Origin of the sequence: Polycladomyces zharkentensis, from assembly GCF_016938855.1 — a bacterium.
Taxonomy (GTDB): domain Bacteria; phylum Bacillota; class Bacilli; order Thermoactinomycetales; family JIR-001; genus Polycladomyces; species Polycladomyces zharkentensis.
Genome location: NZ_JAFHAP010000008.1, coordinates 258,433 through 282,946 on the forward strand (window position 1 = coordinate 258,433; position 24,514 = coordinate 282,946).

General features: G+C 48.8%; 18 protein-coding genes. 8 read left to right on the forward strand and 10 right to left on the reverse strand.

The window, feature by feature from the left end; genetic code table 11:
* Window positions 1-31 precede the first annotated feature (31 nt).
* From JQC72_RS08430 to JQC72_RS08455, 6 genes are all read left to right on the forward strand, one after another.
* Window positions 32-904 carry an SDR family oxidoreductase gene (locus JQC72_RS08430; protein WP_205494731.1) on the forward strand — a complete coding sequence of 291 codons (873 nt, stop codon included), beginning with the start codon at window positions 32-34 and terminating at the stop codon, window positions 902-904.
* A 57-nt stretch (window positions 905-961) separates the two neighbouring features.
* Entirely contained in the window at window positions 962-2,005 is a 1,044-nt protein-coding gene (locus JQC72_RS08435) for a glycosyltransferase family protein (protein WP_205494733.1), read from the forward strand.
* Window positions 2,006-2,170: 165 nt separating this feature from the next.
* Entirely contained in the window at window positions 2,171-3,220 is a 1,050-nt protein-coding gene (locus tag JQC72_RS08440) for a hypothetical protein (protein WP_205494735.1), read from the forward strand.
* A 60-nt stretch (window positions 3,221-3,280) separates the two neighbouring features.
* Window positions 3,281-4,423 carry a hypothetical protein gene (locus JQC72_RS08445; RefSeq protein WP_205494737.1) on the forward strand — a complete coding sequence of 381 codons (1,143 nt, stop codon included), beginning with the start codon at window positions 3,281-3,283 and terminating at the stop codon, window positions 4,421-4,423.
* A gap of 186 nt (window positions 4,424-4,609) precedes the next feature.
* On the forward strand, window positions 4,610-5,623 hold the full coding sequence (locus JQC72_RS08450; protein ID WP_205494740.1) for a hypothetical protein: 1,014 nt from the start codon (window positions 4,610-4,612) through the stop codon (window positions 5,621-5,623).
* 776 nt (window positions 5,624-6,399) lie between these two features.
* The gene (locus JQC72_RS08455) at window positions 6,400-7,113 is read left to right on the forward strand and encodes a sulfotransferase domain-containing protein (RefSeq protein ID WP_302104713.1); all 714 of its coding nucleotides are present in this window, start codon (window positions 6,400-6,402) and stop codon (window positions 7,111-7,113) included.
* Window positions 7,114-7,414: 301 nt separating this feature from the next.
* On the opposite strand, the gene JQC72_RS08460 is transcribed toward JQC72_RS08455, so the two are convergent.
* The 6 genes from JQC72_RS08460 to JQC72_RS08485 all read right to left on the reverse strand — a co-directional run bounded on the left by JQC72_RS08460 (window position 7,415) and on the right by JQC72_RS08485 (window position 15,546).
* The gene (locus JQC72_RS08460) at window positions 7,415-8,359 is read right to left on the reverse strand and encodes an NPP1 family protein (protein ID WP_335342417.1); all 945 of its coding nucleotides are present in this window, start codon (window positions 8,357-8,359) and stop codon (window positions 7,415-7,417) included.
* 151 nt (window positions 8,360-8,510) lie between these two features.
* Complete coding sequence (locus tag JQC72_RS08465) at window positions 8,511-9,971, reverse strand: reverse transcriptase family protein (protein ID WP_205494744.1); 1,461 nt, start codon at window positions 9,969-9,971, stop codon at window positions 8,511-8,513.
* A 17-nt stretch (window positions 9,972-9,988) separates the two neighbouring features.
* Complete coding sequence (locus JQC72_RS08470; protein WP_205494746.1) at window positions 9,989-11,215, reverse strand: SWIM zinc finger family protein; 1,227 nt, start codon at window positions 11,213-11,215, stop codon at window positions 9,989-9,991.
* Window positions 11,200-11,619, reverse strand: a complete 420-nt coding sequence (locus tag JQC72_RS08475) for a hypothetical protein (RefSeq protein ID WP_205494748.1) — start codon at window positions 11,617-11,619, stop codon at window positions 11,200-11,202. Before JQC72_RS08475 ends, JQC72_RS08470 begins: the two co-directional genes overlap by 16 nt.
* Before the next feature lie 18 nt (window positions 11,620-11,637).
* Window positions 11,638-14,184 carry a hypothetical protein gene (locus JQC72_RS08480; RefSeq protein ID WP_205494749.1) on the reverse strand — a complete coding sequence of 849 codons (2,547 nt, stop codon included), beginning with the start codon at window positions 14,182-14,184 and terminating at the stop codon, window positions 11,638-11,640.
* A 396-nt stretch (window positions 14,185-14,580) separates the two neighbouring features.
* Window positions 14,581-15,546 carry a site-specific integrase gene (locus JQC72_RS08485; RefSeq protein ID WP_302104613.1) on the reverse strand — a complete coding sequence of 322 codons (966 nt, stop codon included), beginning with the start codon at window positions 15,544-15,546 and terminating at the stop codon, window positions 14,581-14,583.
* A gap of 410 nt (window positions 15,547-15,956) precedes the next feature.
* Here JQC72_RS08485 and JQC72_RS08490 point away from each other — a divergent pair, with 410 nt between their 5' ends.
* Entirely contained in the window at window positions 15,957-17,444 is a 1,488-nt protein-coding gene (locus JQC72_RS08490; RefSeq protein WP_205494750.1) for a flavin monoamine oxidase family protein, read from the forward strand.
* Window positions 17,445-17,502: 58 nt separating this feature from the next.
* Here the strand turns inward: JQC72_RS08490 and JQC72_RS08495 are convergent, their stop codons facing one another.
* Entirely contained in the window at window positions 17,503-18,714 is a 1,212-nt protein-coding gene (locus JQC72_RS08495; protein WP_205494751.1) for an MDR family MFS transporter, read from the reverse strand.
* Window positions 18,715-18,916: 202 nt separating this feature from the next.
* Here JQC72_RS08495 and JQC72_RS08500 point away from each other — a divergent pair, with 202 nt between their 5' ends.
* Window positions 18,917-20,002, forward strand: coding sequence for a tyrosine-type recombinase/integrase (locus JQC72_RS08500; protein WP_205494752.1), 1,086 nt, complete (start codon window positions 18,917-18,919; stop codon window positions 20,000-20,002).
* A 528-nt stretch (window positions 20,003-20,530) separates the two neighbouring features.
* Here JQC72_RS08500 and JQC72_RS08505 read toward each other — a convergent pair.
* The 3 genes from JQC72_RS08505 to JQC72_RS16860 all read right to left on the reverse strand — a co-directional run bounded on the left by JQC72_RS08505 (window position 20,531) and on the right by JQC72_RS16860 (window position 24,465).
* Window positions 20,531-23,161, reverse strand: a complete 2,631-nt coding sequence (locus JQC72_RS08505) for a phosphoenolpyruvate synthase (protein ID WP_205494753.1) — start codon at window positions 23,159-23,161, stop codon at window positions 20,531-20,533.
* Window positions 23,162-23,212: 51 nt separating this feature from the next.
* The gene (locus tag JQC72_RS08510; protein ID WP_205494754.1) at window positions 23,213-23,596 is read right to left on the reverse strand and encodes a methyltransferase family protein; all 384 of its coding nucleotides are present in this window, start codon (window positions 23,594-23,596) and stop codon (window positions 23,213-23,215) included.
* 410 nt (window positions 23,597-24,006) lie between these two features.
* On the reverse strand, window positions 24,007-24,465 hold the full coding sequence (locus JQC72_RS16860; protein ID WP_205494755.1) for a protein-S-isoprenylcysteine O-methyltransferase: 459 nt from the start codon (window positions 24,463-24,465) through the stop codon (window positions 24,007-24,009).
* Between the last annotated feature and the right edge of the window lie 49 nt (window positions 24,466-24,514).

Below are 24,514 nucleotides of genomic sequence, written 5' to 3' on the forward strand. Positions count from 1 at the left end.
TACCGATTGAATAAAATCGGGAGGATGGAAAATGAATGGAAAAAAAGTGCTCATTACAGGGGCCGACGGAATGCTGGCGACGGATTTTGCCGATGTATTGAATGAAAAATCCGATTATACGATTGTAAGACTTAACAGACAAAAGCTGGATATCAGGGATCGGAATGCTGTATCCGACGTCATGAATCAAATCAGGCCCGATTATGTCCTTCACACGGCTGCACTGTCGGATGTGGATTACTGTGAAGAAAATCGAGCCCATGCTTTTAGAGTAAACGGACACGGCACGGAAAACATCGCCTATTATACCCAAAAGATAAAGGCAAAATTGATTTACATCAGTACTTGTGCATTGTTTGGGGATGAAATAAAAGAATACACCGAATGCGATCCGGTGGTGTTGAAAACCGTCTATGCCAGATCCAAGTATTTGGGTGAAGAAAAAACGAAAGAATGGTGTGACCGTTATTTTATCGTTCGCCCCGGATGGCTGTTCGGGGGCAACAAGAACCATAAAAGAAATTTTGTATACCAAAGGTACCGGGAAGCCCTGAACCATCCCGAAATCCACAGTGCCTCAGATCAATACGGATGCCCCACCTATACCCGCCATCTGTCACACAAGATCATTGAATTGATGGAAACGAATCATTACGGTGTTTATCACATCTCAAACGGCGGCAGCGCCACCCGATATGAATATGTCAAAAAGATTGTCAGGACTTTTGGTTTAAACAATAAAATCCATCCGGTGGATTCCGGTTTTTTCAAACGGAAAGCACCTGCACCTCGCTGTGTCATGATCAAAAACGCAAACTTGTCAATAAAGGGATTTGGGTTGTTGCCGGATTGGAATACAGCGGTGGAAGAATATATCGACCGTTTAAAGAGAGAATTGCCGTGATGGGAAAGGGGAAAGCTCATGATTTTTTGTACCGTCACGACACTTAACCGGATCCACATGGCCATGGTGATGGCACGTTCTGCAAAAGCACATCACCCCGATGCAAGAGTGGCGGTGTGTATCGTAGAAGAGCAAGTTCCCTTGGCAGCCCAAAACTTTCAACATTTTGACCATATCGTGTTGGCCAAAGACTTGGGCCACCCCGATTTTTATCGACATATGTTTAAATCCACTGTCCACGAGGGTGTATGGTCTCTCAAATCACGACTGCTTCAATATGTGTTGCGTACCTTTCCAGAGGACAGTAAATTTGTTTATCTCGATACCGATACGAAAATATACGACCCGTTCCAGGAGGTTACGAAGCTCCTGGATCAAAGACCGATTGTGCTGACTCCTAATATCACACAACCTTCGGTTTTTCATGAACGTTCTATGAGTTTGCCCGGTCTCTACAATTCAGGTTTTCTCGCCTTAAAAAGAAGCGGGGAAACCAATCGGTTTCTCCATTGGTGGGCCGAGAGACTCGATCAGTTATGTTATGTAGATGTGAAAAGAGGAATTGGTGGAGATCAAAAGTGGTTGGATCATGCACCTGTTTTCTTTGATATTCACATTTTGAAACATCCCGGTTACAACGTGGCTGTATGGAACAGTTACTACAGAAGGATTCATCGTACAAATAACGGTAAAATTCTGGTAAATGGTCAACCTCTCCGTTTTTACCATTTTTCACGGTTTGATAAGGTGGTTTATCAAACATTTTACAAAAACATATACCCCGACCCGCGGCACCCAATCTACCATCTTTTCGATCAATACAGTCGTGAGTTGTTGGAAGTCGGTTACAATCCTTCCCGGACGTTGCCGTGCAGTTATGACCATTTTCAGAGCGGGGAGCCGATCGACATGAGAGCGCGTTTGGCATTCAGAAACCACTCGGAACGGTTTGCCCAAATCCAAAATCCGTTTGCTATGTGCAACCGTACCTTCCTTGGTCATGTTGAAAACCCTCCCCGAAAAAGAAAGGAGATTCCGGCGGTAAAAAAAAGAAAGCTAGTGGGTCGGAAAAGGAACCCGGCGGTAAAAAGAAAGTCGTGAGTCGGAAGAGGAATTGGTGTCGAAACAAAGGAAAACCGGGTAACAGGAACAGGAGAAGACTGATCAATAGGAACCGGAGAAAGGGAACATATTGCACCGAAGATAAAATGACGAAATCAGTTAACTACGGTGCGATATTGATCCCTCATTACAGGAGTGATCCGGATGATCTTTTGTACCGTCACGACGCTGAACCGAATCCACATGGCCATGGCGATGGCACGTTCTGCAAAAGAACACCACCCCGATGCAAGAGTGGCAGTGTGTATCGTAGAAGAGCAAGTCCCCTTGGCTGCCCAAAACTTTCAACATTTTGATCATATCGTACTGGCCAAAGACTTGGGCCACCCCGATTTTTATCGACATATGTTCAAATACCAACTTAATGAAGGCTGTTATTCCCTCAAACCGTGGTTACTTCTTTACCTGCTGCAAGCCTTTCCAGCGAACGACCGATTGATCTATCTGGATACCGATACGAAAGTGTTCGGTCCATTTCACGAGGTCAATGAAGCCCTGGAAAGGAGCCCCATTGTAGTAACCCCCCATTTAACACACCTTTCGGTAAAAAATGAACTTCTTATATTTATGTCCGGTCTGTACAATTCAGGTTTTCTCGCCCTGAATAGAAACGAGGAATCCAAGCGGTTTCTCCATTGGTGGGCAGAGAGACTGGATCGTTTTTGTTATAACGATGTTAAACAGAGAGTCTTTTATGATCAAAAGTGGTTGGATCATGCACCCATTTTCTTTGAGGTTCACATCTTGAAACATCCCGGTTACAACGTGGCTTGGTGGAATCGTGACTCCAGAAAGGTTGCTCTCGCACAAAACGGTGAATTTACGGTAAATGGTCAACCCCTCCGTTTTTACCACTTTTGTGGATTTCCCAATCATCCACAGTTATACAAAGACATGCACCCCGACACACGCCGTCTTGTCGAACAATATAGGCGTAATTTGTTGGAACTCGGATTTAATTCTTCCCGTACGTTGCCGTGCAGCTATGACTGTTATCGGAGCGGGGAGCCGATCGACTTGAGAGCGCGTTTGGCATTCAGAAACCACCCGGAACGGTTCGCCCGGATCCAAAATCCCTTCTCCATGTCCAACCGCACTTTTCTTGTTCACGTGAACCCGTGGAAAAGAAAGGTGATGCCGGCGGGGAAAGGGTTGGATAGAAGAAGGCAGAGTCTCAGGAACAACCAAAAATAAAAAGCAGTGGGCCAGATAAGCATGATTCCATGATTCGTTACATCCACAAGGAGTGATCATATGATTTTTTGTACCGTCACGACGCTTAACCGAATCCACATGGCCATGGCGATGGCACGTTCTGCAAAAGAACACCACCCCGATGCAAGAGTGGCGGTGTGTATCGTAGAAGAGCAAGTTCCCCTGGCAGCCCAAAACTTTCAACATTTTGACCATATCGTGCTGGCCAAAGACTTGGGTCACCCCGATTTTTATCGTCACATGTTCAAATACCAGCTCAATGAGGGGGTTTGGTCACTCAAACCAAGGATGTTTCAATATTTATTGCGCACCTTTCCAGAGGACAGTAAATTTGTTTATCTCGATACCGATACGAAAGTATACAGCCCTTTCCACGAAGTAACAACGCTCCTGGACCAGAACCCCATTGTGTTAACCCCCCATTTTACACAACCTTCGGTGAAGTTTGAACTGATGCAATTTCAATTCGGTCTCTATAATACGGGTTTTCTCGCCCTGAAAAGATGCGGGGAAACCAATCGGTTTCTCCATTGGTGGGCAGAGAGACTGGATCAGTTATGTTTTATGGATTGGGATAATGGACTCCATGGAGACCAAAAATGGTTGGATCATGCACCTATTTTCTTTGAGGTCCACATCTTGAAACATCCCGGTTACAATGTGGCTTGGTGGAATCTTTACTATAGAAATGTTGATATCACAAAAAACGGTCAATATCGGGTAAATGATCAACCTCTCCGTTTTTACCACTTCTGCGGATATACCTATAGTCCATATCATGAAGTAATTAAAAATGAGGTCCCCGACCCGCGGCACCCGATTTACACTCTTGTCAACCAATACAGCCGTGAGTTGTCGGAAGTCGGTTACAATCCTTCCCATAAGTTGCCGTGCAGCTATGACTGTTATCGGAGTGGGGAGCCGATCGACTTGAGAGCGCGTTTGGCATTCAGAAACCATCCGGCACGGTTTGCCCGGATCCAAAATCCATATACCATGTCCAACCATACCTTCCTCGGGCACGAAGGGAAAGCACCTTCGCACGGACAGCGAAAACCCTTGCAGAAAAGAAAGAGGAACCCGGCGGTAAAAGGAAAGCCCGTGGGACAGAAAAGGAACCCGGCGGTAAAAGGTAAGCCCGTGGGACAGAAAAGAAACCCGGTGGTAAAAGGGAAGTCGTGAGTCGGAAAAGGAATTGGTATTGAAACAGAGGAAAACCGGGTAACAGGAACCGGAGAGAGCGGAACGTAATGCGCCGGAGATAAATGACGAACTCAGTTAACTACGGTGGATGATTGATCTCTCGTTACAGGAGTGATCCGGATGATTTTCTGTACCGTCACGACGCTTAACCGAATCCACACGGCCATGGTGATGGCAAAATCAGTAAAAGAGCACCATCCCCATGCGATCACGGCTGTTTGTATCGTGGAAGAGAAAGTCCCGATGCAAGCCCGGAGATTCAAACATTTTGACCATATCGTGCTGGCCAAAGACTTGGGCCATCCCGATTTTTATCGACATATGTTCAAATACCAGCTCAATGAGGGAGTTTGGTCTCTCAAACCACGGATGTTGCAATATGTATTGCGCACCTTTCCAGAGGACAGTAAATTTGTTTATCTCGATACCGATACGAAAGTATATGGCCCTTTCCACGAGGTAATAACGCTCCTGGACCAGAGCCCCATCGTGTTGACCCCGCATATCACGCATCCTTCGGTGAAAGATGAACTTCAGCTCGGCATGGCCGGCCTATACAATTCCGGATTTGTTGCCCTGAAAAGAAGCGGGGAATCCAATCGGTTCCTTCATTGGTGGGCCGGAAGACTTAATCGGTTCTGTTATCTTGATGTGAAACAAGGAATTTTTGGAGATCAAAAGTGGTTGGATCATGCACCTGTTTTCTTTGATGTTCACATTTTAAAACATCCCGGTTACAACGTGGCTGTATGGAACAGTTACTACAGAAGGATTCATCGTACAAATAACGGTAAAATTCTGGTAAATGGTCAACCTCTCCGTTTTTACCATTTTTCACGGTTTGGAAAGATGGATTATCAAAAAATTCACAAAAACATATACCCCGACCCAAGTCACCCAATCTACCATCTTATCGATCAATATAGCCGTGACTTGACGGAACACGGATTTAATCCTTCCCATAAGTTGCCGTGCAGCTATGACTGTTATCGGAGCGGGGAGCCGATCGACTTGAGAGCGCGTTTGGCATACAGAAACCATCCGGAACGGTTTGCCTTGATTCAAAATCCATATACCATGTCCAACCGCACCTTCCTTGGCCACGAAGAAAACCCTCCCCGAAAAAGAAAGGGGATTTCGGCGGTAAAAAGAAAGCTAGTGGGTCGGAAAAGGAATTGAAGTCGAAACAGTGGAAAACCAGGCAACAGGAACAGGAGAAAGTGGAACGTAATGCGTTGAAGATAAAATGACGAACTCAGTTAACTACGGTGCGATAATTGACCCTCATCACAGGAGTATCCGGATGATTTGTTGTACTGTCACGACGCTTAACCGGATCCACATGGACATTGTGATTGGCCAATAGTAAAAGGCATCATCCCCATGCGATCACGGCTGTTTGTATCGTGGAAGAGAAAATCCCGAGGCAAGCCTGGGTTAAATACTTCGACCATATCGTTCTGTCTAAAAATTTGGGACATCCCGATTTTTACAGACGATTGTTTAAATATAGACTCAACGAATGTTGTTGGTCCCTGAAACCGCTGTTGCTTTATTATCTGTTCCGTACTTTTCAAGCGGAAGATCGATTGGTCACCAATACCAATGTGGTTCATTAGAAGAGGTTGACCAGATCCTGAATAACATCACCATCGTATTGACCCCGTGTATCCGCGCCCTTCGGCTCAAAGTGAACTTCGGGTAACAGTGCCGGCCTATCCCATTCGGGTTTTCCCGCCTTTAAAAGAACTGCGAAATCCTAATAGTTCCTCCGTTTAGCCATCGGTTGCCGCACCCTCTGTTGCGGGCCGGGGTGATCAATACACCTGGGAGAACCTATTCATTTTTATAATATTCTCCAAAACATCTATGCCAACGAGTCGTTTTTTTCATAAGATATAGAAAACGGGGTTAAAGGAGCATCAGAAATGCTGATCGGAAATCAACAGAAAATCATGGTCAACAGCGTGCCGAAGAGCGGAACCAATTTAATGATACAGTTGGTTTTGGGAATCCCGGGGCTTCGGACCGCGAAGTTTGTAAACACTCAAAACATACATGAATTGCACTCGATGTTACCGAACGAATTACCTGCCGGCCATGTCATGTACAGTGAGAACATCCATCTGTTTCTTCAGAAATTGGGAATCAGACAGATTTTCGTTTACAGGGATTTCAGAGACATCGTGGTTTCCTGGGCCCATTTCATTATTAACAAGCATCATGCACATCCGTTATATCATTTTTATGATCGATATCTGAACCGTCGGTTTGAGGACCTGGTCACACATGTGATTGAAGGCGTACAACATCCCCAATGTCGTTATCCCGGCGTTTACGAGGAGTTCCGGCCTATTTTCCCCTGGCGGGAGGTTCCCGGCATCCTTGCCCTCCGTTATGAAGATCTGGTTCGGGATCAAGAATCCCGGTTACATTCCTGCAGAAAAATTCTTGATTATTTATATGGCAATTCTATAAATGAAAATATAAAAAACCACGTTATCCATTTGATGATGCAAAATGTAAAATCAGAAGAATCTTGGTCATACCGGAGAGGGGCGATCGGTGACTGGAAAACGGAATTGAATGACCGGCAAAAGGCGGTTTTGAAAAAACAAGTGGGGCCCTTGTTGGTGAGGTGGGGATATGAGAAAGACGAAAACTGGTAGGTTTATTGGGAGAGTCGAGTCCTACTGTGTTATAAATGGGTTGGCTCGATAGTGGAATGATCCGTTCCCCAACCGTTACAAAATAAATATTTTGTAACGGTGAGTGAAGGTTATATTCGAGATAGGCAAATCTCCTCTTACCTACGTAGAAAATAAAAAGTGACCCGAGTGTCAGCCTCAGGTCACTTCAAACTATTATCTCTCTCTTCTTTTTACAGCTTCCCAAAACACCTTGCTCCCAATTACACACTAGTTAGAGGGATTTGGTCATTCGTCCAGCACCAAGTATAGGGTACCCATGTTATTGCACATACCCGTTTCGTAAATAGGTTGTGCTGAAATTCCCCAAACCGTCAAAATACACATCCGTCAGATGGGCGGGATCGGTTGCCATTTCTCCCGCATAGACGGGGCCGTCGTCGTGGTCATCCCAAGCCCAGGCAGTGTTTGCAGCATTATCCTTTCCATTGTCGCCGAGGAATGTACCCCAGGAAGCGAACGTCTGAGGATCGTATCGGTGGCTCCACAATCCGTTGGCTTCAAATGTATCCACCAACCGATACTTTACGCTGCGGTCATTGCCGGAGGAAGGTACTTCTCCCGTGAACCGGTCGGGGTAATAGACCACCCCGTCTCCACCGGGAAACTCAGATCCGTCCCACGCCTTCACTCCATGCCCTTTGGCTTCTTGGAACGTGGCAGGTCTTGGGTAGTCAGTGGTGATCATCCTGACTGTGCCATCAATATTTTCTTGTCCGTTTGTCAAGGGGCTTCCAGCCGGGATGTAGGAGTAGAAGTCCAGGTGTGCCACAGTCACCATACCTTCCAGTTTTCCATATGTACTGCCATCCTTCCGTACGATGACCAATACACCTTCCATGTCGTTTTCGTGGCTGTCCAACCCTAAGTCGGGATAATCCACCCAATCCCTCGGATGATAAAAGCTGTATACCAAATACCAGTGTGTGACGGTTTCGGTGACGGAGTAATAAACCGTGCCCGTCAGACGAGTCGAATCATCATCTTGGTTCTCCCAGTTGTTTTGTGTGTTCCAATCGCCGTCATAATCAACTGCAGTCAGATAGTCTGCATCCGCATCGGAATCATCCGTGTCCTGAAAATGGACCGGTGCCCATCGATAAGCCAGGTCCAGGTCGCTGGCCGCTTTCACGGTTGAAGGACTTGGGGCAAATGACAGTATGGCTGAAAATAACAGTACGCAAAGAACCATCCGCACGCGTTTCACCACTTTGCTCCTCCCTCATCTTGTTGGACTTTACCCTCCTCTTTCTGAATCAATCTTGGATTTCCTCTAAACGTACGTTAAAAAATTGATGATCAAACGATAAAGAAGAGCACCCCCGCTTGGAGTGTTCTTCATGCTTTCCATATATCCATCATCCCTTCACGACGGCTTGTTGACACCACTTGGGCACTGGCAGTTCGTGTTTCTTTCCAATCCGTACCAACTGTTTAGCCAACCGCGCTTCCCAGTCGGGACGCACCATCCGGATATAGTTGGCCATTCCTTTGATATAGCCCCAAAAATCAGGATGATGGTGTCTGTTCTCTTGAGCCAATCCATTTTTCTCCACACTGTGCAGCAACGCTCGAAAGGCTCTCAATTCCCGGCGACGGAGATTCAACTTTTCATTCACCACAATCCCCGTAATCTTTTGCCGGTTGGATGATCGCATCACTCGCGTTTTCTCTTCCTGTACCTCGAAACGCTCATCCCGAATGATACGCCGGGCCATATTCAACAGAGAGCCGATCTGTTGTTCGCCGTCAATTCCCCCGCTGAAGGCGAGATCATCGGCATAGCGCGAATAACGGAATCCTTTTGCCTTGGCCAACCCTTCCAACCGCCGATCCAAGGAGCGACAGATCAAATTGGTGATGGCCGGACTGGTACAAGCCCCTTGCGGAAGCTGCCGTTCCCCGATCGCCACATGGTACACTTTACCGTCGAAGGTGACTTCTTTTCGGGGCGGTTCCGTACAAAGCAGTGCCAGCAAGGTGCTGATCAGCTCGCTGTAGCCGAAGGATTGAAACAATCCTTTGACCCGGTAAAAGGTGATACTGGGGAAAAAGTCTTTAAGATCCATCTTGACCACGACGTGCTGCCTCAGATGTTGCCGCGCATGATCCAACGTACTCTTTCCGGGAACAAAACCGCAAGCCGCCGGATGGGGCGGAATCCGATCCAGGATCTGTTCCTTTATCCATGATTGCGCCTCGCGCAATGCTTTTTTCGGAGAAGAGATCTCTCGCCGGCCGCCGCTTTTCTTCGGAATGGTAAAACGGTAATAATGGCATACGGTGGCAGTCTGACGATGATAGGTGAGCCATTTGAGCCTGCTGAGCGTGATGCCCATGGCTTCTGCCAATTCTTCCGCTGTACGGATGAGCGGAAGTTGGTGTTGGCGGAGCTTCTCTTCGTCCCACTCCGTTTCCTGCAATCCGCCGGAAACTCCCACACCCGCATGGACGATGTGATGTTGCCGGTAGGATTCCCACCGTTTTTTCGCTTCGGCCCGCTCCCGTTCCCGTCGTTCTTTTCGTTCGGCCCGCTTTTTCTTGCTCTCTTCGATCCGTTTGCGGCGCGCCTCTTTGAGCAACTGATCAATATTCTCCAGTTTGGCACTCTCTCGTTGCAACTCCGCCAATTTTTGGCGCAAGCGGCGATATTCCTCGTCTTCCAAGGCTTGTTGTCGCCGTTCTTCCTCCGGCAGGGAATCGTTGGACCAAAAGCCCAGCCGGATCATTTCACTGCGAATCGTCTCTTCCCGCCCTTCTTCACGAACCCGGGCGATCCATTCTTCCCGCGTGAGCGGACGATTTTCACCTTCCGCCAATAGTCTCCCCTCCCGTCTCACTGTTGACGATACAAAGACAACAATGCGATCATGTGTTCACAGGGTCCCTGCATGAGACGATTTTGCTTATAAAACCAGCAATCGCATGACGCCTGCTGAATACGACCGTCAGCGTCCAATACCACACGCGGTTCCATCCGACGGCTGCCGTCAGCGATCCCTTTGATCTCCACACCGCCGTTTCCGGTGGGGATGCTGGCTTGGATGGTGATGCGCCCTTCTTTCACCCACTTCTCGGCTTCCGCTTCCCGCGGGTTGGCGTACTGCAGCTCTTCGAGCGGCAGTGGGTCCCGGGTCAACTCCCGCAACCGATACTGACCGATCTCGAGATCAAACATCACCCGTCCGGCACTGCACAATTGCCGCAGCGCTGCCAGTACGATTTTTTCATCCAAGTGGGTACGGCTGGCCAATTCGCTGACGGTCGCTTTCTTTTTCAACTTCAGCTGCGAAAAGACCAATGCGCTTTGCCGCGGCGTAGCCGTGTCGCCCGTTCCCACCATCAAATCGAAGTTGGCCGCTCCGGCCCAATCGTTTCGCGTCCATCCCGACAGCCCCAGGGTGAAGCTCAGAGTGCCGAGGTCGGCAATGTAGAAGCTGGGCATTCCCGTTCCCAACAAGTGAACGGTCACTTTTTTGCTGAGAGGCAACAGTCGCTCCAACAATGCCAGGCGTCGCCGTCCCCAAGTGCGGATTTCCTGGGCTTCGGTTCCCGTATAGACTGAATCGGCAAAGGTCATCACTTCGTTCCAAGGTTCGATCACCACCTTGACGGGTTGCCCGGGTCGCAGTATGTAGCGAAGAGAACGGGGGCTGTGACGTTCCTTGTGTCTGCGGAGGAACGTACACAGGTTGTACAGATCGATTGGACGGACGTCGAAGGTGACCGTGGGCAGATTCATTGCCGATTGAACTTGCAGGAAGCCGCGAATCCAACTGACCGGCACATCGATCTTTTTCTCCTTGTATACTTCTCTTCCGGCAGTGGCCACCTCAAACCCGGACGGGTCAATCTGAAAGGTGGTGGGCCGGTACGTGCGGATACGCTTGATCTCATCCAACAAATGATCGGAAAAGTCGATGTTGGTTGTTCCATATTGAAAGTCCTTCACATCGTCAAACAGCTCGGAATGAACCGCCAAGCGTCCGTAAGAAGACTCGTCCAACGAAAAGGCTTCGAAAAATACCTGATCGGGTGCGACGGTAATCACAGGGTCCAGCACAAACCACGCATCGGGACTGTTTTTGTACAGCCAGTCGAAATATCGTTGACGAAGAAAGGACCCATCCGTTGATTCCGCCGTTCATTCAACTCCTTCAACCGTGCTTGAATCCGCTTGATTTCTTCCCCGATCGCCGATTTCTTTTCCAAAACTTCCGCGATGTCCAACAGGTACTGTTCCTGCACCCAGGCTTGGTACGCACTGTGATCCCGCGGTTTGTACTTGAGATCAGAAACCACTACATCCCGCAGGGCGATCATCGCATCGCGATATCGGATCGGGTCTGCAATCTTTCCTTGAAAATAGGTGGGTTCCCGGCCCAAATCCGGAGCGAAGTCGATCATCGTCTGACCGCCCATGTGACTGATCCCGCTGGGCTTGGCGTAGGTTTGTTGAAATAACACGGAATCCCCTCCTCACTGTTAATGGACAGCCAATGGTGTGGAAATATCAGGATACCACATCTGAATCCGCGTCAGCGCCGCGAGGATTCGTTCAAAATCACGGGTACCGATATTTCGCGCCACATCACTCAGGATGGAGACCACACCTTTGGCCAATTCCGGACTGGTTTCTCCCAGGCGCGTCAACAGTGCCAACGCCATGTTTTTGGCTTTGCGCCCGCCGTGAACGCGGAAGAGAACGGTGCGGAAAAAGAGCTCCATTTTGTTCAGCAACTCCGGCGTCCACTCCACTTGCTGCGCCAGCTCCAATGCAAACTCCTGCACACGAAGGTCGGGGTGTTGGCCCGCCCGCACCAGCAGCTCTGTGGGCTCCAACCGTTTCTCATGAATGCGGATCAGTTTCATGGCAAACGTTTGGATGTCCGCCCGTGCCGTGTCCAACAGTCCATAAATGAGATCAGGCGTAATCTCCGCTGAAGATCTGGTTTCCAAATAAGCCAGAGTCCAATTCCGCGTATCATCCCACTCCGTCTCCGCCAAGTGAACCAACAGTTCATCCGGCACCTCGTTGATTTGCCGCAAAAGCAGACGGCGGGCTTCCTCCCGAGCCAAGGCGACCGGGCTGTGCGCCAAGCGAACCAGCTGTTGCTGGGTGAGGTCCTTCGGTTGTGGCTGGATCAGTTGCAGCAAACGGGCGCCCAGCTCCTGATATTCCGTCTGGTGGTGATGGAGCAGGTGCAGTACTTTCTCCAGCGGCGTTTGTGCCATTTCCTCGAAAAACAGTCCACCCAACAGATCCTCCCGGATATAGGCCCGTACCTCCTCGGGTTGATCCGATTGCAACATCCGGCTCCACAACCGCCGGATCAACTCCGGGAGATGCGGTACCAGCCACAGCATCCGATCAGCGAAAAACTGCGTGGCGAACACCTGGTGATCCTCCCCGGGGATGGACGCGAAATCGGCGAGGAATGCCGCTTCCAACTGCAATTGCGTAAAGCGGCTCAACAACACCCGACGGGCGGTTTGCCGCAATGGGGGGTGTTCGTTTTGCAGGAACGGCAGCAGGTCCTGTCCGGTCATGGGCTGGTTGTCCCAATCGATGTATTGCAGCAGAATCGCACTGAACTCGTTGAGCAACGGATGATTGCGGGACGCCATTTCCTTGATCAGATCCAGGCTTACCACTTGTGGGATGGCTGCCGTAAAATACCGGCGGATGCCTTCGATCCAATCCGTCATCACAGCGGCATCCAATTCCGTGTCCTGCACCACATGAATGAATCGTTGGAAGAGGTGACGGATTTGAGAGGTTGTCCAACGATCCTGATGATAGCCGATAAAAGCAAAAGCGATTTCCCGAACCGATGCTTCCTGGTGAAAAGAACAGCGCAACCAGCAATCCAGGTCGGGGGTATCCAGATCAGGGTGGGTCGACAATTGCAACAGCATCCAAGCGGCCCCTGCCAGATGGGTTTTCCGATCCGATTGCAAAAGGGCTTTCAACTCATTCCTGTGCTGTCGGAGATACTCCCGATGGGCCAATCCCAGCGCACGGGCGGCAAACCAGATGACGGGCCCCGCTTTTCCCTCCTGAAACAACCGCCACAACGCCGACGGATGTTGGTCCCAAAGATGGGGATACGCCTCTTCCCGTTCCAGTACGATCTCTCCCGGCCGGCCGTGAAATTTCCATGTCTGGTTGCCGTGATAAGAATAACGGGAACTGTTGCGGTGAAGCAGATGATTGAACAGCCACAAGTGGGTAAAGTCCGTATGGCGTACCGGTGTGGTAGAGTTGGCGACGTTTAACCAGCGAATCCTTCCGTCACGATCGGTATAGCTCAACAAGGCCGCGGTTGCCATTGCCACATAATCGGCTGCGTTCCCCTCTTCCCCAAGCTGACGCAACGTTCGCCAACTGCGCCGACGCAGATAATGGTGGGTTTTGGAACTGTAGATGGTTCGACTAAGGTGTTCCTCCAATTCCATCCAATGATGAAACCGTTTGTCCGCATCAAACCGATGGGCCAACACACCCCAGATTTCCGCATCTCTCCGCTGTTCCGCAAGCTTGTAGATTCCTTTGACATAACGATAGAAAGTTTCGGTGAAGGGGATGAAGGAAACATTCCCCTCATAATAGAGTTGGTAGCCACCATGAAGCCAACTGTATCCCTGAAAAGTGGATCTCCAGGATTGGATGAGATCATCCAATTCTTGACGGTCCACCAGGCCGATCAGCTGTTTCAATGCTTGTCTGGCCAATGGCTCCTTTTTTGTGTACAACGTCCATAACCATGATCCGTCATCTTTGTTTTTCACCGAGTAAAGTTCATGCTTTTCATGACGTTGTTGCTCTTGGTTCCAAACGTACAGTGAGACAGTAAACGCCAGAGCGAATTTTTTCATCTCATCCAAAAATTGCGGATCTTCTTTTTCCAACAATGTCTCCAAATCCGGAGGAAGCGGGCTCCTCGGCTCCGCATTCCGCCACCAAGCCTCGTGATTGTCGTACTCTCGCCGCGCGATGCTTTTTTCGCGGCTCTGTTTTTCCTCCTCCAATGCACATACCTCCTTTTCTAAAAAAAAAGCCCGACCTTGGATGGAAAGGTCAGGCCGGGATGAGACTTCGTCTACTATTCATGCTATGGAGCTGGCTACGCCACTGTACAGGCCCGCCAATATGATGGGTGCTTCATTCTTCGGCATGCCGTCTTAGGTGGAATTAAGCACCCATCATATTGGCTTGGGGCCTGCTAAGTCGCGCGGAGCCGGGTGATGAGTGTTCGTCATCACGGCACATGCGGCGGTACGCCGCACAAGATGGCTAGACAAGCCTCATCCGTATGTATGTTCCCATATTAAAATAGAATAATAGATTTGTCAATAGGGAATCATCATATTTTTTAATGGATTGGTAAGCCTGTAAAAGGCACCTGTAATCAGGTGCCTTCGCGATCACAACCCGATATCCGCAACGGCATTCTCGCTGAACAATTCCCCGTCGCGTATGTACCTGCGCACCATGTTGACCGACTTGTGCCGCGTCTGCTTCATGATCGTCCGTTCATCCTTGCCGGCCATCGCTGCTGATGTGGCCATACCGGCGCGCAAGCTGTGGCCGGAAAAACGTTGGGGATCCAACCCTGCCAATTCTGCCGCCTTTTTGACGATCAATGCCACGGAACGATCAGTGAGACGTCTATTTCGTATTTGGCCGTGACGATTGATGGGGCGAAAAACGGGTCCTGTCCGTATACCGGATGCGCGCAACCATTCTTCCAACGCCCGAATGGGACAGGTGTCCGGGTGAGAACCGCGGGGGATTCCCACTTTCTCCCCTCTTCCCTCCTGGTCCGTTTTGGAGCGGCGCAACAGGATGATCATGCCGCGCGGCACGATTTGAATATCCTCGCGGTCAATGGAGATCAGCTCGGAGCGACGAAAGCCTCCGGCAAATCCAACCAACAGAAGTGCCCGGTCCCGTTTACCCGTCAATGTATCCGTCGGCAATTCGGCCACCATCCGTCTCAGATCATCGACCAGAATCGGATCCTTTCCTTCCTGATAAGTCCCCTTGGTTCGCCGAATCCCTGCCCATACCGTACGCACGATGTAGCTGCTGGTCGGCGTATCGTAACCGGCGGCTTGATGCGCTTGCGAAATGGCAGATAATCTTCGCTGCAGTGTGGAAGTCTTACGCCGGTCCGCCAGATCGCTCAAATACAACGCCACTGTTTGCGGATCGGCGGGCAGTGGAGACAATCCCCTTTCTTCGCACCAAGCGGTGAAATCATTCCAGTCTGCACGGTAACTTTTTTTGGTGTTGGAAGCCTTTGATTGTTGCGTGTAATCTCTTGCTTTTTCCAATACTTCCCGCAATTCCGTGGAGAGTTCTCCGCTTCTGGTTGTCATTTGGTTCATGGTTCACCTCTCCATTTCTCTCTCTGTTTCTATTTAAACATACACCCCCCGAGAATTCAGCAATCAACGGTATCTCAAAATGGAAGTTCTCCGTCGGCAGTCCTCCTTTCACCATAAGCCGTTAATGGGGGCTGGTTACGATTTTGACCTCGGACACTTCAAGCAAATCGGGGGTAGCCGTCGCCATCCAGTCTGATCTGATCTGCGGAAAAAGCGCCCTGATACATGAAGATGTATACCTCATACCTGTTTTGATGTCCTCTTTGTTTCTCCGTGCAATCATATGGCTTTGACGTCTACCTTCGGCCTCAGTTTGTTTTTTCGAGTACATAATTGAATTATCTGATTGAATAAAATCAAGTAATCGTATCTTTTTAACGCTTATGGTCTGTTAAGAGGGGAGGGGAAATATGTCAAGTTATATATTTCCTAAGTTATCATCCGATCAAATGATTTCGATCATCAGATATGGACTTAAGAAAACGCACATTCCCAAAAAGATCATCATTGTTGGCGCAGGAATGGCGGGACTGGTCTCGGCCTCTTTGCTTAAGCAAGCTGGACACGATGTTACAATCTTGGAAGCTACGAATAGGGTCGGAGGTCGTATTTATACGTTGCGATCCGATTTTATGGAGGAGCAGTATCTTGAAGCCGGTGCGATGCGTATTCCTCATATTCATTCTTTGACTTTGGAATATATAAGAAAATTACGCCTTCCGGTGAATCGGTTTATCAATGAGACTCCCAACGACATTATCTATGCCAGAGGAATCAAAACTCGTCAATATATATATGAAAAGAACCCTGATATTTTAGGCTTTCAGGTAGCCCCGCATGAAAGGGGGAGAACCGCTGTGGAGTTGCTCCAATACGCAACAAAACCTGTGATGGATTTCATTAAACAAAACCCGCGGAGAAATTGGCCTTTGGTCGTAAAAGAATTTGATAAATACTCGATGATCTCCTATTTGAGATATAACCCGTTTGGAACCACGTTATCTCCGGGGGCCATCGACATGATCAAATTAATTCTTTCACAGGAAGGATTTCCGGAGCTTTCTTTCCTGGAGCTGTTAAAAGAAATCATGATCTTCTTTACCCCCAATATTCGCTTCTATGAGATCACGGGTGGGAACGACCAACTTCCCAAAGCATTTCTCTCTCAATTGAAAGATGATATCATGTATGGACAAAAGGTGACGAAAATTGTGCAGAACAACAACCAAGTAACCATTCATTCCATCCACACCAAAATCATGGAGCCATTTCAAATCACAGGAGACCTCGCAATTGTGACCATTCCTTTTTCGGTATTGCAATTCGTGGAATTTGAACCCCGGGAATCGATTTCAAACAACAAATGGAAAGCGATTCGAGAACTCCATTATGTGGGATCTACTAAGACCGGTATCCAGTTTAAAAGCAGGTTCTGGGAAAGGGAAGGTTTGTATGGCGGGAAAACAGTTTCTGATCTCCCGATTACGTATACTCAATACCCGAGCCATGACCTCGGTACATCAGGACCGGGTGTTGTTTTGGCCAGTTATACATGGGAGGATGATGCGATACCTTGGGACAGTTTGAGAAGCGAAAATCGTTTTGAATATGCATTGAGAAACTTAGCCCTCATTCATGGTAAACAGGTATATCGTGAGTTTCTGACAGGAGCGAGCCACAGTTGGATTCGAGATCCGTATTCTGGTGGAGCTTTCACGATGTTTAAACCGGAACAGGCAACCGAACTGGGTCCCTATATTGACTCTCCCGAAGGAAGGGTTCATTTTGCCGGCGAACATGCCTCATCTACCCACGGTTGGATCCAAGGTGCGATCGAATCCGGAATCCATGTTGCATATGAAGTGAATGACTTGCCGAGAACTTACTTTCAGGCGTAATCCCGGTGAAGTCGTCACGGCAAAGCAAAGTGCGTTTGGAAGATGACACCCCGCTGCTTCACCCCAACCCAACCGATCCTTTCTCCGTTTTCGTGTGATAAGCCAGCAACCCCCGACGATAAAAAAAGATCCCAACGAGTGCGATCAACCCGTACATCAGAAACATCGCCGTCCCACCAAAAGCACCGAGCACCATGCTCCCTACCCATGGTCCGAGAAAATTGCCGAGGTTGGACAAGGTGACCCCGCCGTAATAGGTGCCCCTCATCCCTTCTGGTGTGATCCGGTCAATCAATGCATACTCGGAGGGAACCAGCAAAACCTCTCCGATGGTAAAGAGAATCATGGACAACATATACGCGGCCCAGCCGGAGGAAAAAGCAAATCCAACCTCTCCGACTGCGAGCAGGATGCTCCCTCCCAATACGCCGGTCAACGGCTCCTTTTTTTCCACCCACCGACCGAGCGGGACCTGTCCGATAATGACCACCAACGAGTTGACGCTGAGCAAAACGGAGAACAACCAAACAGCGTTGGGCATGCTTTGCTCCAGGTGCTGAGAGAGCGTAACAGACATTTGTCCATGTACCGTCATGCTCAACACACCACCCAAGACCAACCATTTCAACGCCCGATCCCTCGTCAGCACTCGAAGTGACGCGAAGAGTGCCACACGCCCCGTTTCTTCTGTCTCAATTCTTTTGACACCGAACCGATTCAACATCCCCAGCAGCACGATTGGATAAAGGAAGTATACAATCGCGGTGATCAAAAACGGGGAGACACCACCCGACAAACCCGCACCCGCGCCAATCAACGGACCAATCGCATGCCCCACATTGATGGACAAGTAGTGGAGAGAAAAAATTCGTACCCTCAGTTCCTTTTCCGTTACGTCTGCCAACAGCGCTTTGGATACGGGATCAAAAAACGATCCGCACAATCCGTTGGCAATTGAAAGCAGTGCCAGCAACACCGGATGGACGGTATAGCTGTAGCCGACGAAAACCAGCGACATCCCAAACAGGGAGATGATCATCACCGTTTTTCTGCCGAACCGATCCGAGAGCGTTCCGCCGATCAGTCCGCCAACAGTACTCGCCAATGGCCCCAGACCGATCACCATGCCGATCATCCCCGGACTCAAATCCGTTTGTTGCGACAGATAGATGGCCAGAAACGGAACGCTCATCGTCTTGGCGATGGTGACAAAAACGGTTCCGATCAAAACCGCCCAGGCAATCGGATGGAATCTGCGAAAATCTTTCAAACGATGACCTCCTTACGGGTTGTGATCACAAGCTGGGTTCATTATACCGGACGAGGCAGTTGTTGGAAAGAAATTGTTGCTCCTCCCTAACTTCCGATAATAGTACCGTATCGGAAGTTAGGGAAACACCGATTTCTGACTGGTGTTTTGGAAGATTTTGTGATATGTATGAGATGACGTTACAAAACGAGGAGTGAAACTCATGTCGGATATTCCTTTCTCGTCTCGCCTTCCGGAGTCCGTCAACCGGAGGATTTCCCGTTTTCCCGATCCGGTGCGGGAGTTTTTTTGGGAGATGATCAGCGCTGAGCGTTCCCCGCAAACCATCGCCAACTATGCCTACGATTTCTCCCTCTTTTTCGATTTCCTCACTTCGCATCAAATCAACTTGGAAAACGTCACGCCCCGAGTGATCCGACACTTTTTCCGCCATATCGAAAACGGATATGAGCGAACGGTGCAGGTGAAAGTAAAAAAGAAGAATCCGCATACCGGTGAAATATACGAAGAATGGATTGAACGGAAACATCGAAGAGAAAACTCGCGCGCGGGAAAACAACGCAAACTGGCTTCCCTTCGCTCTCTGTTCCGCTATTTGGTCAAAAGTCACGTGCTCTCTCAAAATCCCATGGAAGAATACGAGGATGTATCGTTGCGCACGCGCAATCGGACCAAAATCCCCGTCTTCCTTACACGGGAAGAAGCGATTCGCCTGATTGACGCCGTCGCCGCCTATGGAGAAAAGCACAACCGCCACCGGCAGATGTGGGTGGAAGCCCGTGACCGCGCGATCATCATCCTTCTTTTGAACACCGGTATGCGCGTTTCGGAATTGATCAACCTCAATCTCAACAGCTTTCAAACGGACGGGAACCAAGCTCGCGTGATCGTGATCGGAAAGGGCGGCAAAGAGCGTGTGCTGAAGTTGAATGCCATCGCGATGCACGCATTGCAAGATTACCTCGCAATGCGCCCGAAATCGAACATCCCGGCAGAACACCGCGACGCATTGTTTGTCAACCGCAACCACACCCGCATCAGTCGCAAGGCTGTCTCCGAAGTGATCCGCAAATACGCCCGGGAAGCGAATTTACCTCCAAAGGCAGCCAGTATCTCTCCGCACAAACTGCGTCATACCCTGGCCACGCTTCTGCTTTCCAACGGGGAAAACCTGCGGGTGGTACAGGAAATCCTCGGCCATTCCAGCATTCATACCACCCAGATTTACACCCATGTCATTAACCCGGAGAAGGACGAAGCATTGGATCGGTTGGGGCATTTGTTTTAGGTGTATCCGGTCCATTCATCCAGGGGCGATCCGCGTTGATTCAAGCCGCTCATATTACCCCCATCCAATGGCGAATATGGGGGATTTTTCTTTCTGAAAAGGATATTTCCATACACCATAATTGGATTGATATTCCATACGTTCATAGAGCGAATATGGGGCGATTTCAGCGATTTTGATTGCTTTTGGACCGATTATACTCCCCGTATGAAAAAGGACGCTCATAAGGGAAAATAGAAGGGCTTTTTTTTCTCGCAACCCTCGGCGAATTTACATTTATTTCAAGAAAAAAATGCCGGACTGACAAATTTACAGAAAGTGGAGAAATAGAAGATTCGCTCTGTCCTTGGAGAGTGATTCCGAGGATGTCCATTTGCTACAAGGGGAAACATCAGTGGAGTGATCATCTATATAAAGGAAGCCTGGCAAATCCGAAAGATTTGCCAGGCTATAGCGAAAGTGGACAACCTGAGGGGAGAATGGCGGCGATGATGATGGTATAAACCGTCCGTCGTCACCGCCCCCAATTTACTCATTTTTGTCACGCAAAATCTCCACAAAACCCTGGTTTCCATCTACACGAATCATTTGCCCGTCTTTGATTTTCTTCGTGGCATCATCCACTCCCACCACGGCGGGAATTCCATATTCACGGGCTACCACCGAACCGTGAGTCATGAGGCCTCCCACCTCTGTAACCAATGCTTTTGCTGATTGGAATAACGGAGTCCAACCGGGATCCGTATGAGGAGCTATGAGAATTTCCCCTTCATTGAGGTGAGCATTTTCCGGTTTCAGGACAATACGAGCCTTACCTTCAATCACTCCGGCGGAAGCCGGTGTCCCGACAAGCGCCCCTTCGGGGAATTCATCTTTTCTGGGGGAACCTGTTACAATCTCTCCTTCACTCGTCATTACCCGAGGGGGTTTCAATGTTTGGTGCCATTGATATTCCTCTTTGCGTTCAGCAACAAGTGAGGAGGCATTTTGTTGAAACTCCCCTTTTGAGAGTTGAATCAACTCGTCTAGAGTCAAGAAAAACACATCTTCTGTTTGATGCAGAACCCCTTTCTTGACCAGTTCTTCAGCTTCAGCCACAATGGCTTTTTTGCATTCATCCAAAATCAATGTCAGCAGATATTTGGGATGCTCCCGAATCCCGCCCATATGGCGGTATACCTCGATCAGACGTTGGAGCCATTTGGATTTCAAACCGCTGCGTCCCGCATGATCCATCATCCGCCGTGCAGCTTCCAGGGCTTCCTGTTCTCCGAGAATGAACTTTTGTCGATGCTCCTTTGGCTTCACACTGCGCATGTGTCCCAGGATGGCAGGAACCAACTGGGTCGGCGCTTCACGCCAGCGAGGCCTTGTCAGGTCAATTTCGCCCGGGCATCGATGTCCGTATTTTGCGATAAAATCGTCGAAGGCGCGTTGAAACCGCTCTCCCCCATGAACGTTTAAGAGCCCTTCATGGAAGGTCTGGTCCTTCGCATGTTTCAGATACTCTTCCACTTCAGGCAGTTCCCGGACCAGATCGGCCAAATCGCCGATCTGCAAACCCATTTCGCTGGTGATATTTCCAGGGAGGGATTTGTTTAGCTGATACAGTTCTTTGTCATCGCCCATCCAACGAATCAGTGTTTTCTTTAACAAGAGGAATGAGATCGGGAAACAGATGACGTATGGAAAGAGGTTCTGCAACACATCCTTTCCCAAATGGCCTAATTGCCGTTGAACGGCTTCCAGGCGTTCGGCCCCACTTACACCCTGCAAATCTTCACGAACCTCTGTCCACTTTTTCTGTATATAGCTTTCAACCTTGCTTTTCGCCAATTTCGGGTCACGCTTCCAGAGATTTTTCCACACCTCTTTGATGATGGGAGCCATGAACCGACGTGCTGACTTCATGAAACCCGGTTTAGGAGGAACCCGGAGAAACTCAGGCCGTTGAATGACTTCACTGATGGCACGGCTGAACGCTTCATCAACCAAATGATGAAAGGCTTTCGGCAGTATTTTTCTTCCCGGCTTGGTACGAAGCACTTCCGTGGGATCAACAAAAAGGCGTCCTCCCGCTTCCAAAAAAACCGTTTTCGGAAAAATGGTTCGTAAGACCGAAAGCCCCAGCGGTTTCATGGCATCTGTCATCATTTGCACATGGCCGAATGAGAACATGACACGAAGCGGTTCTTGCGAAATGTCGGGCAGAGGATACAGCGACGTGATCGGCCGGCTTTGCACAACGAAGATTTTTCCGTTTTCAATACAAAACTCAATATCTTGTGGAGAACCAAAATGCTTCTCGATTCTTTTTCCCAGCTCGGCCAAACGCAAAATTTGGCTGTCCGTCAGGGCATGTTTGGTTTGTTGATCCGGAGGCAGGTCTTTTTTCACTGTCCCTCCTTCAGGCAGCGAATAAATCGCGATTTTCTTTTCCGATATGTTCTTGTGAATGATTTTACCGGCTTTCACTTTGTATAAATCCGCCGACACCATACCGGATACAATGGCTTCTCCCAATCCGAAACTGGCGTCAATGGAAACTACCTGGCGATTCCCGTTCACAGGATCGGCGGTAAACAAAATACCGGAGATTTCCGGGTTCACCATCCGTTGAACCACGACAGACAGATAGACCTGCCGATGATCGAACCCATTTTTTGCCCGATAGGAAATCGCACGGTCTGTAAACAAAGACGCCCAACATTTGCGAATATGTCGAAGCAGTTCATCCTGTCCCCTGATGTTCAAATAAGTATCCTGCTGTCCGGCAAATGAAGCGGTGGGCAAATCCTCAGCCGTTGCACTGGAACGGACGGCATAAGCGTGCTCTTTCCCGACCGTTTCCCAGGCATGAATGATTTCATTTCTCAACCGAGCCGGTATCTCCAGTTGCTGCAAATGAGTGCGAATACGCTCTCCCAACTTCCGCAATTGAGTTAAATCATTCGGGTCCAATTCATTGAGTTCATTCAACAGAGTATCCATTTCGGGACTGGTGGCGATAAAGTCTTGATATGCGTATGTCGTCACACAAAATCCACCTGGTACCGGAAATCCCGCCTTACTCAGTTCACCCAGGTTGGCCCCTTTTCCACCCACATACCGGAGACTGGAACGATCCACTTGTTCAAAAAATAATATATGCGATTTCATTGAATGGTCACCTTTCCTTTATCGGGAAGTCATTTTGATGCAGCTTTCATCTTATTCGGTACTCCCGTCCCAAGGGGATAAACGCGGGATCCACCTTGGCACATTTTCCCGATAGATTTCATAATCCCCGCCAAATCGTTTGACTAACCCCGGCTCTTCATAGAACAAGATAACGAAATGCAATAATGTCCAGAAAAGGAAGAACCAAGCGAGTAAATAAACGGAGCCAAAAATGACTGCTTCTCCCAGTAATATTAAGATGACACCACTGATCATAGGATTTCGAACATATCGGTAAGGACCTGCAACTACCAACTTTTGAGGAGGATTCGAAGGCAATAATGTACCTTTCCCCATCTGAGCGAACAGTTTGATTGTTGTGGCTACAAGATACAATCCTCCTGAGAGAAGCAATGTTCCCATTGCGAAATCCACCCCCATCCCCCATCCGATGTGTATATCCTTTGACAAGTAGAGGATCGTGAGAGGGATGATCACGGTGACTGTAAAAGGCGCCAAAAGCACGGCTTTCACATGGGAATAAACAGAAGGCTCCTTCCTCGTAAACATTTTTTAAGGAGCTTGTTGGGAAATCGCTTCATGCTCATTCTAATAGGGGTAATACCAGCGAAGCTGTCACCAGGGGCAAGGTGATTTCCATTTATTAGGCAAATAGAGGGGTACCGCCAGCAATTTAAAAAAATCCTACTAAGCAACCGGAATAAGACAAACAACCCCGTTTTTTCACTCTAAGGCAAAGCCCCATTACTTCCAAAACCGGCGTGGTATAATTCTACCCGTTCTATTCATGTAAGATTGATACTCTTCTCCAAACTGATTGAGCATCATTTGTTCTTCGCGCGGCACACGCAAGAAATAAAGCAGGCCGACAACAAATGGGACCATCCTGCTATCCAGTTATGCAATAACAAAACTTGGGCAACTCCCCACATCCAAATAGCTGCATACATGGGATGCCTGATATATTTGTATACTCCACTGGTAATAAGTTGATGTCCTTTCCTCAATTCAAGGGTATAAGACCAGTTTCGTCCCAGATCAGCGTGAGAGCGCCAGAATAGCCAGAAGGCTACAACAAGGACAATAACTCCAGCCCATCCCATCCAAGATGGCAGCTGATAATCGGCAAAGCTCAGTAACGGAGTGAAAACATAGATTAACGGAGTTACTAGCATCCCGACGAATGCCAGGAAAAGTAGTAGTATCTCTAAAGTCGTTTTACGGCTGTCGACAATCTGATTCGTTTTACTCCTCCACCTATAAAAAAGGCGAAAAATGAACATATTATTATCAAACCCGTAAAATAGATGATTTTGAACATACTTTGTCCTC

Bases quoted from the DNA above. Each gene is read 5' to 3' on its own strand.
- JQC72_RS16860 (WP_205494755.1), bottom strand. From the start codon at position 24,465: ATGTTCATTTTTCGCCTTTTTTATAGGTGGAGGAGTAAAACGAATCAG.
- JQC72_RS08490 (WP_205494750.1), top strand. From the start codon at position 15,957: ATGTCAAGTTATATATTTCCTAAGTTATCATCCGATCAAATGATTTCG.
- JQC72_RS08440 (WP_205494735.1), top strand. From the start codon at position 2,171: ATGATCTTTTGTACCGTCACGACGCTGAACCGAATCCACATGGCCATG.
- JQC72_RS08430 (WP_205494731.1), top strand. From the start codon at position 32: ATGAATGGAAAAAAAGTGCTCATTACAGGGGCCGACGGAATGCTGGCG.
- JQC72_RS08455 (WP_302104713.1), top strand. From the start codon at position 6,400: ATGGTCAACAGCGTGCCGAAGAGCGGAACCAATTTAATGATACAGTTG.
- JQC72_RS08435 (WP_205494733.1), top strand. From the start codon at position 962: ATGGCCATGGTGATGGCACGTTCTGCAAAAGCACATCACCCCGATGCA.
- JQC72_RS08450 (WP_205494740.1), top strand. From the start codon at position 4,610: ATGGTGATGGCAAAATCAGTAAAAGAGCACCATCCCCATGCGATCACG.
- JQC72_RS08445 (WP_205494737.1), top strand. From the start codon at position 3,281: ATGATTTTTTGTACCGTCACGACGCTTAACCGAATCCACATGGCCATG.
- JQC72_RS08505 (WP_205494753.1), bottom strand. From the start codon at position 23,161: ATGAAATCGCATATATTATTTTTTGAACAAGTGGATCGTTCCAGTCTC.
- JQC72_RS08500 (WP_205494752.1), top strand. From the start codon at position 18,917: ATGTCGGATATTCCTTTCTCGTCTCGCCTTCCGGAGTCCGTCAACCGG.
- JQC72_RS08485 (WP_302104613.1), bottom strand. From the start codon at position 15,546: ATGAACCAAATGACAACCAGAAGCGGAGAACTCTCCACGGAATTGCGG.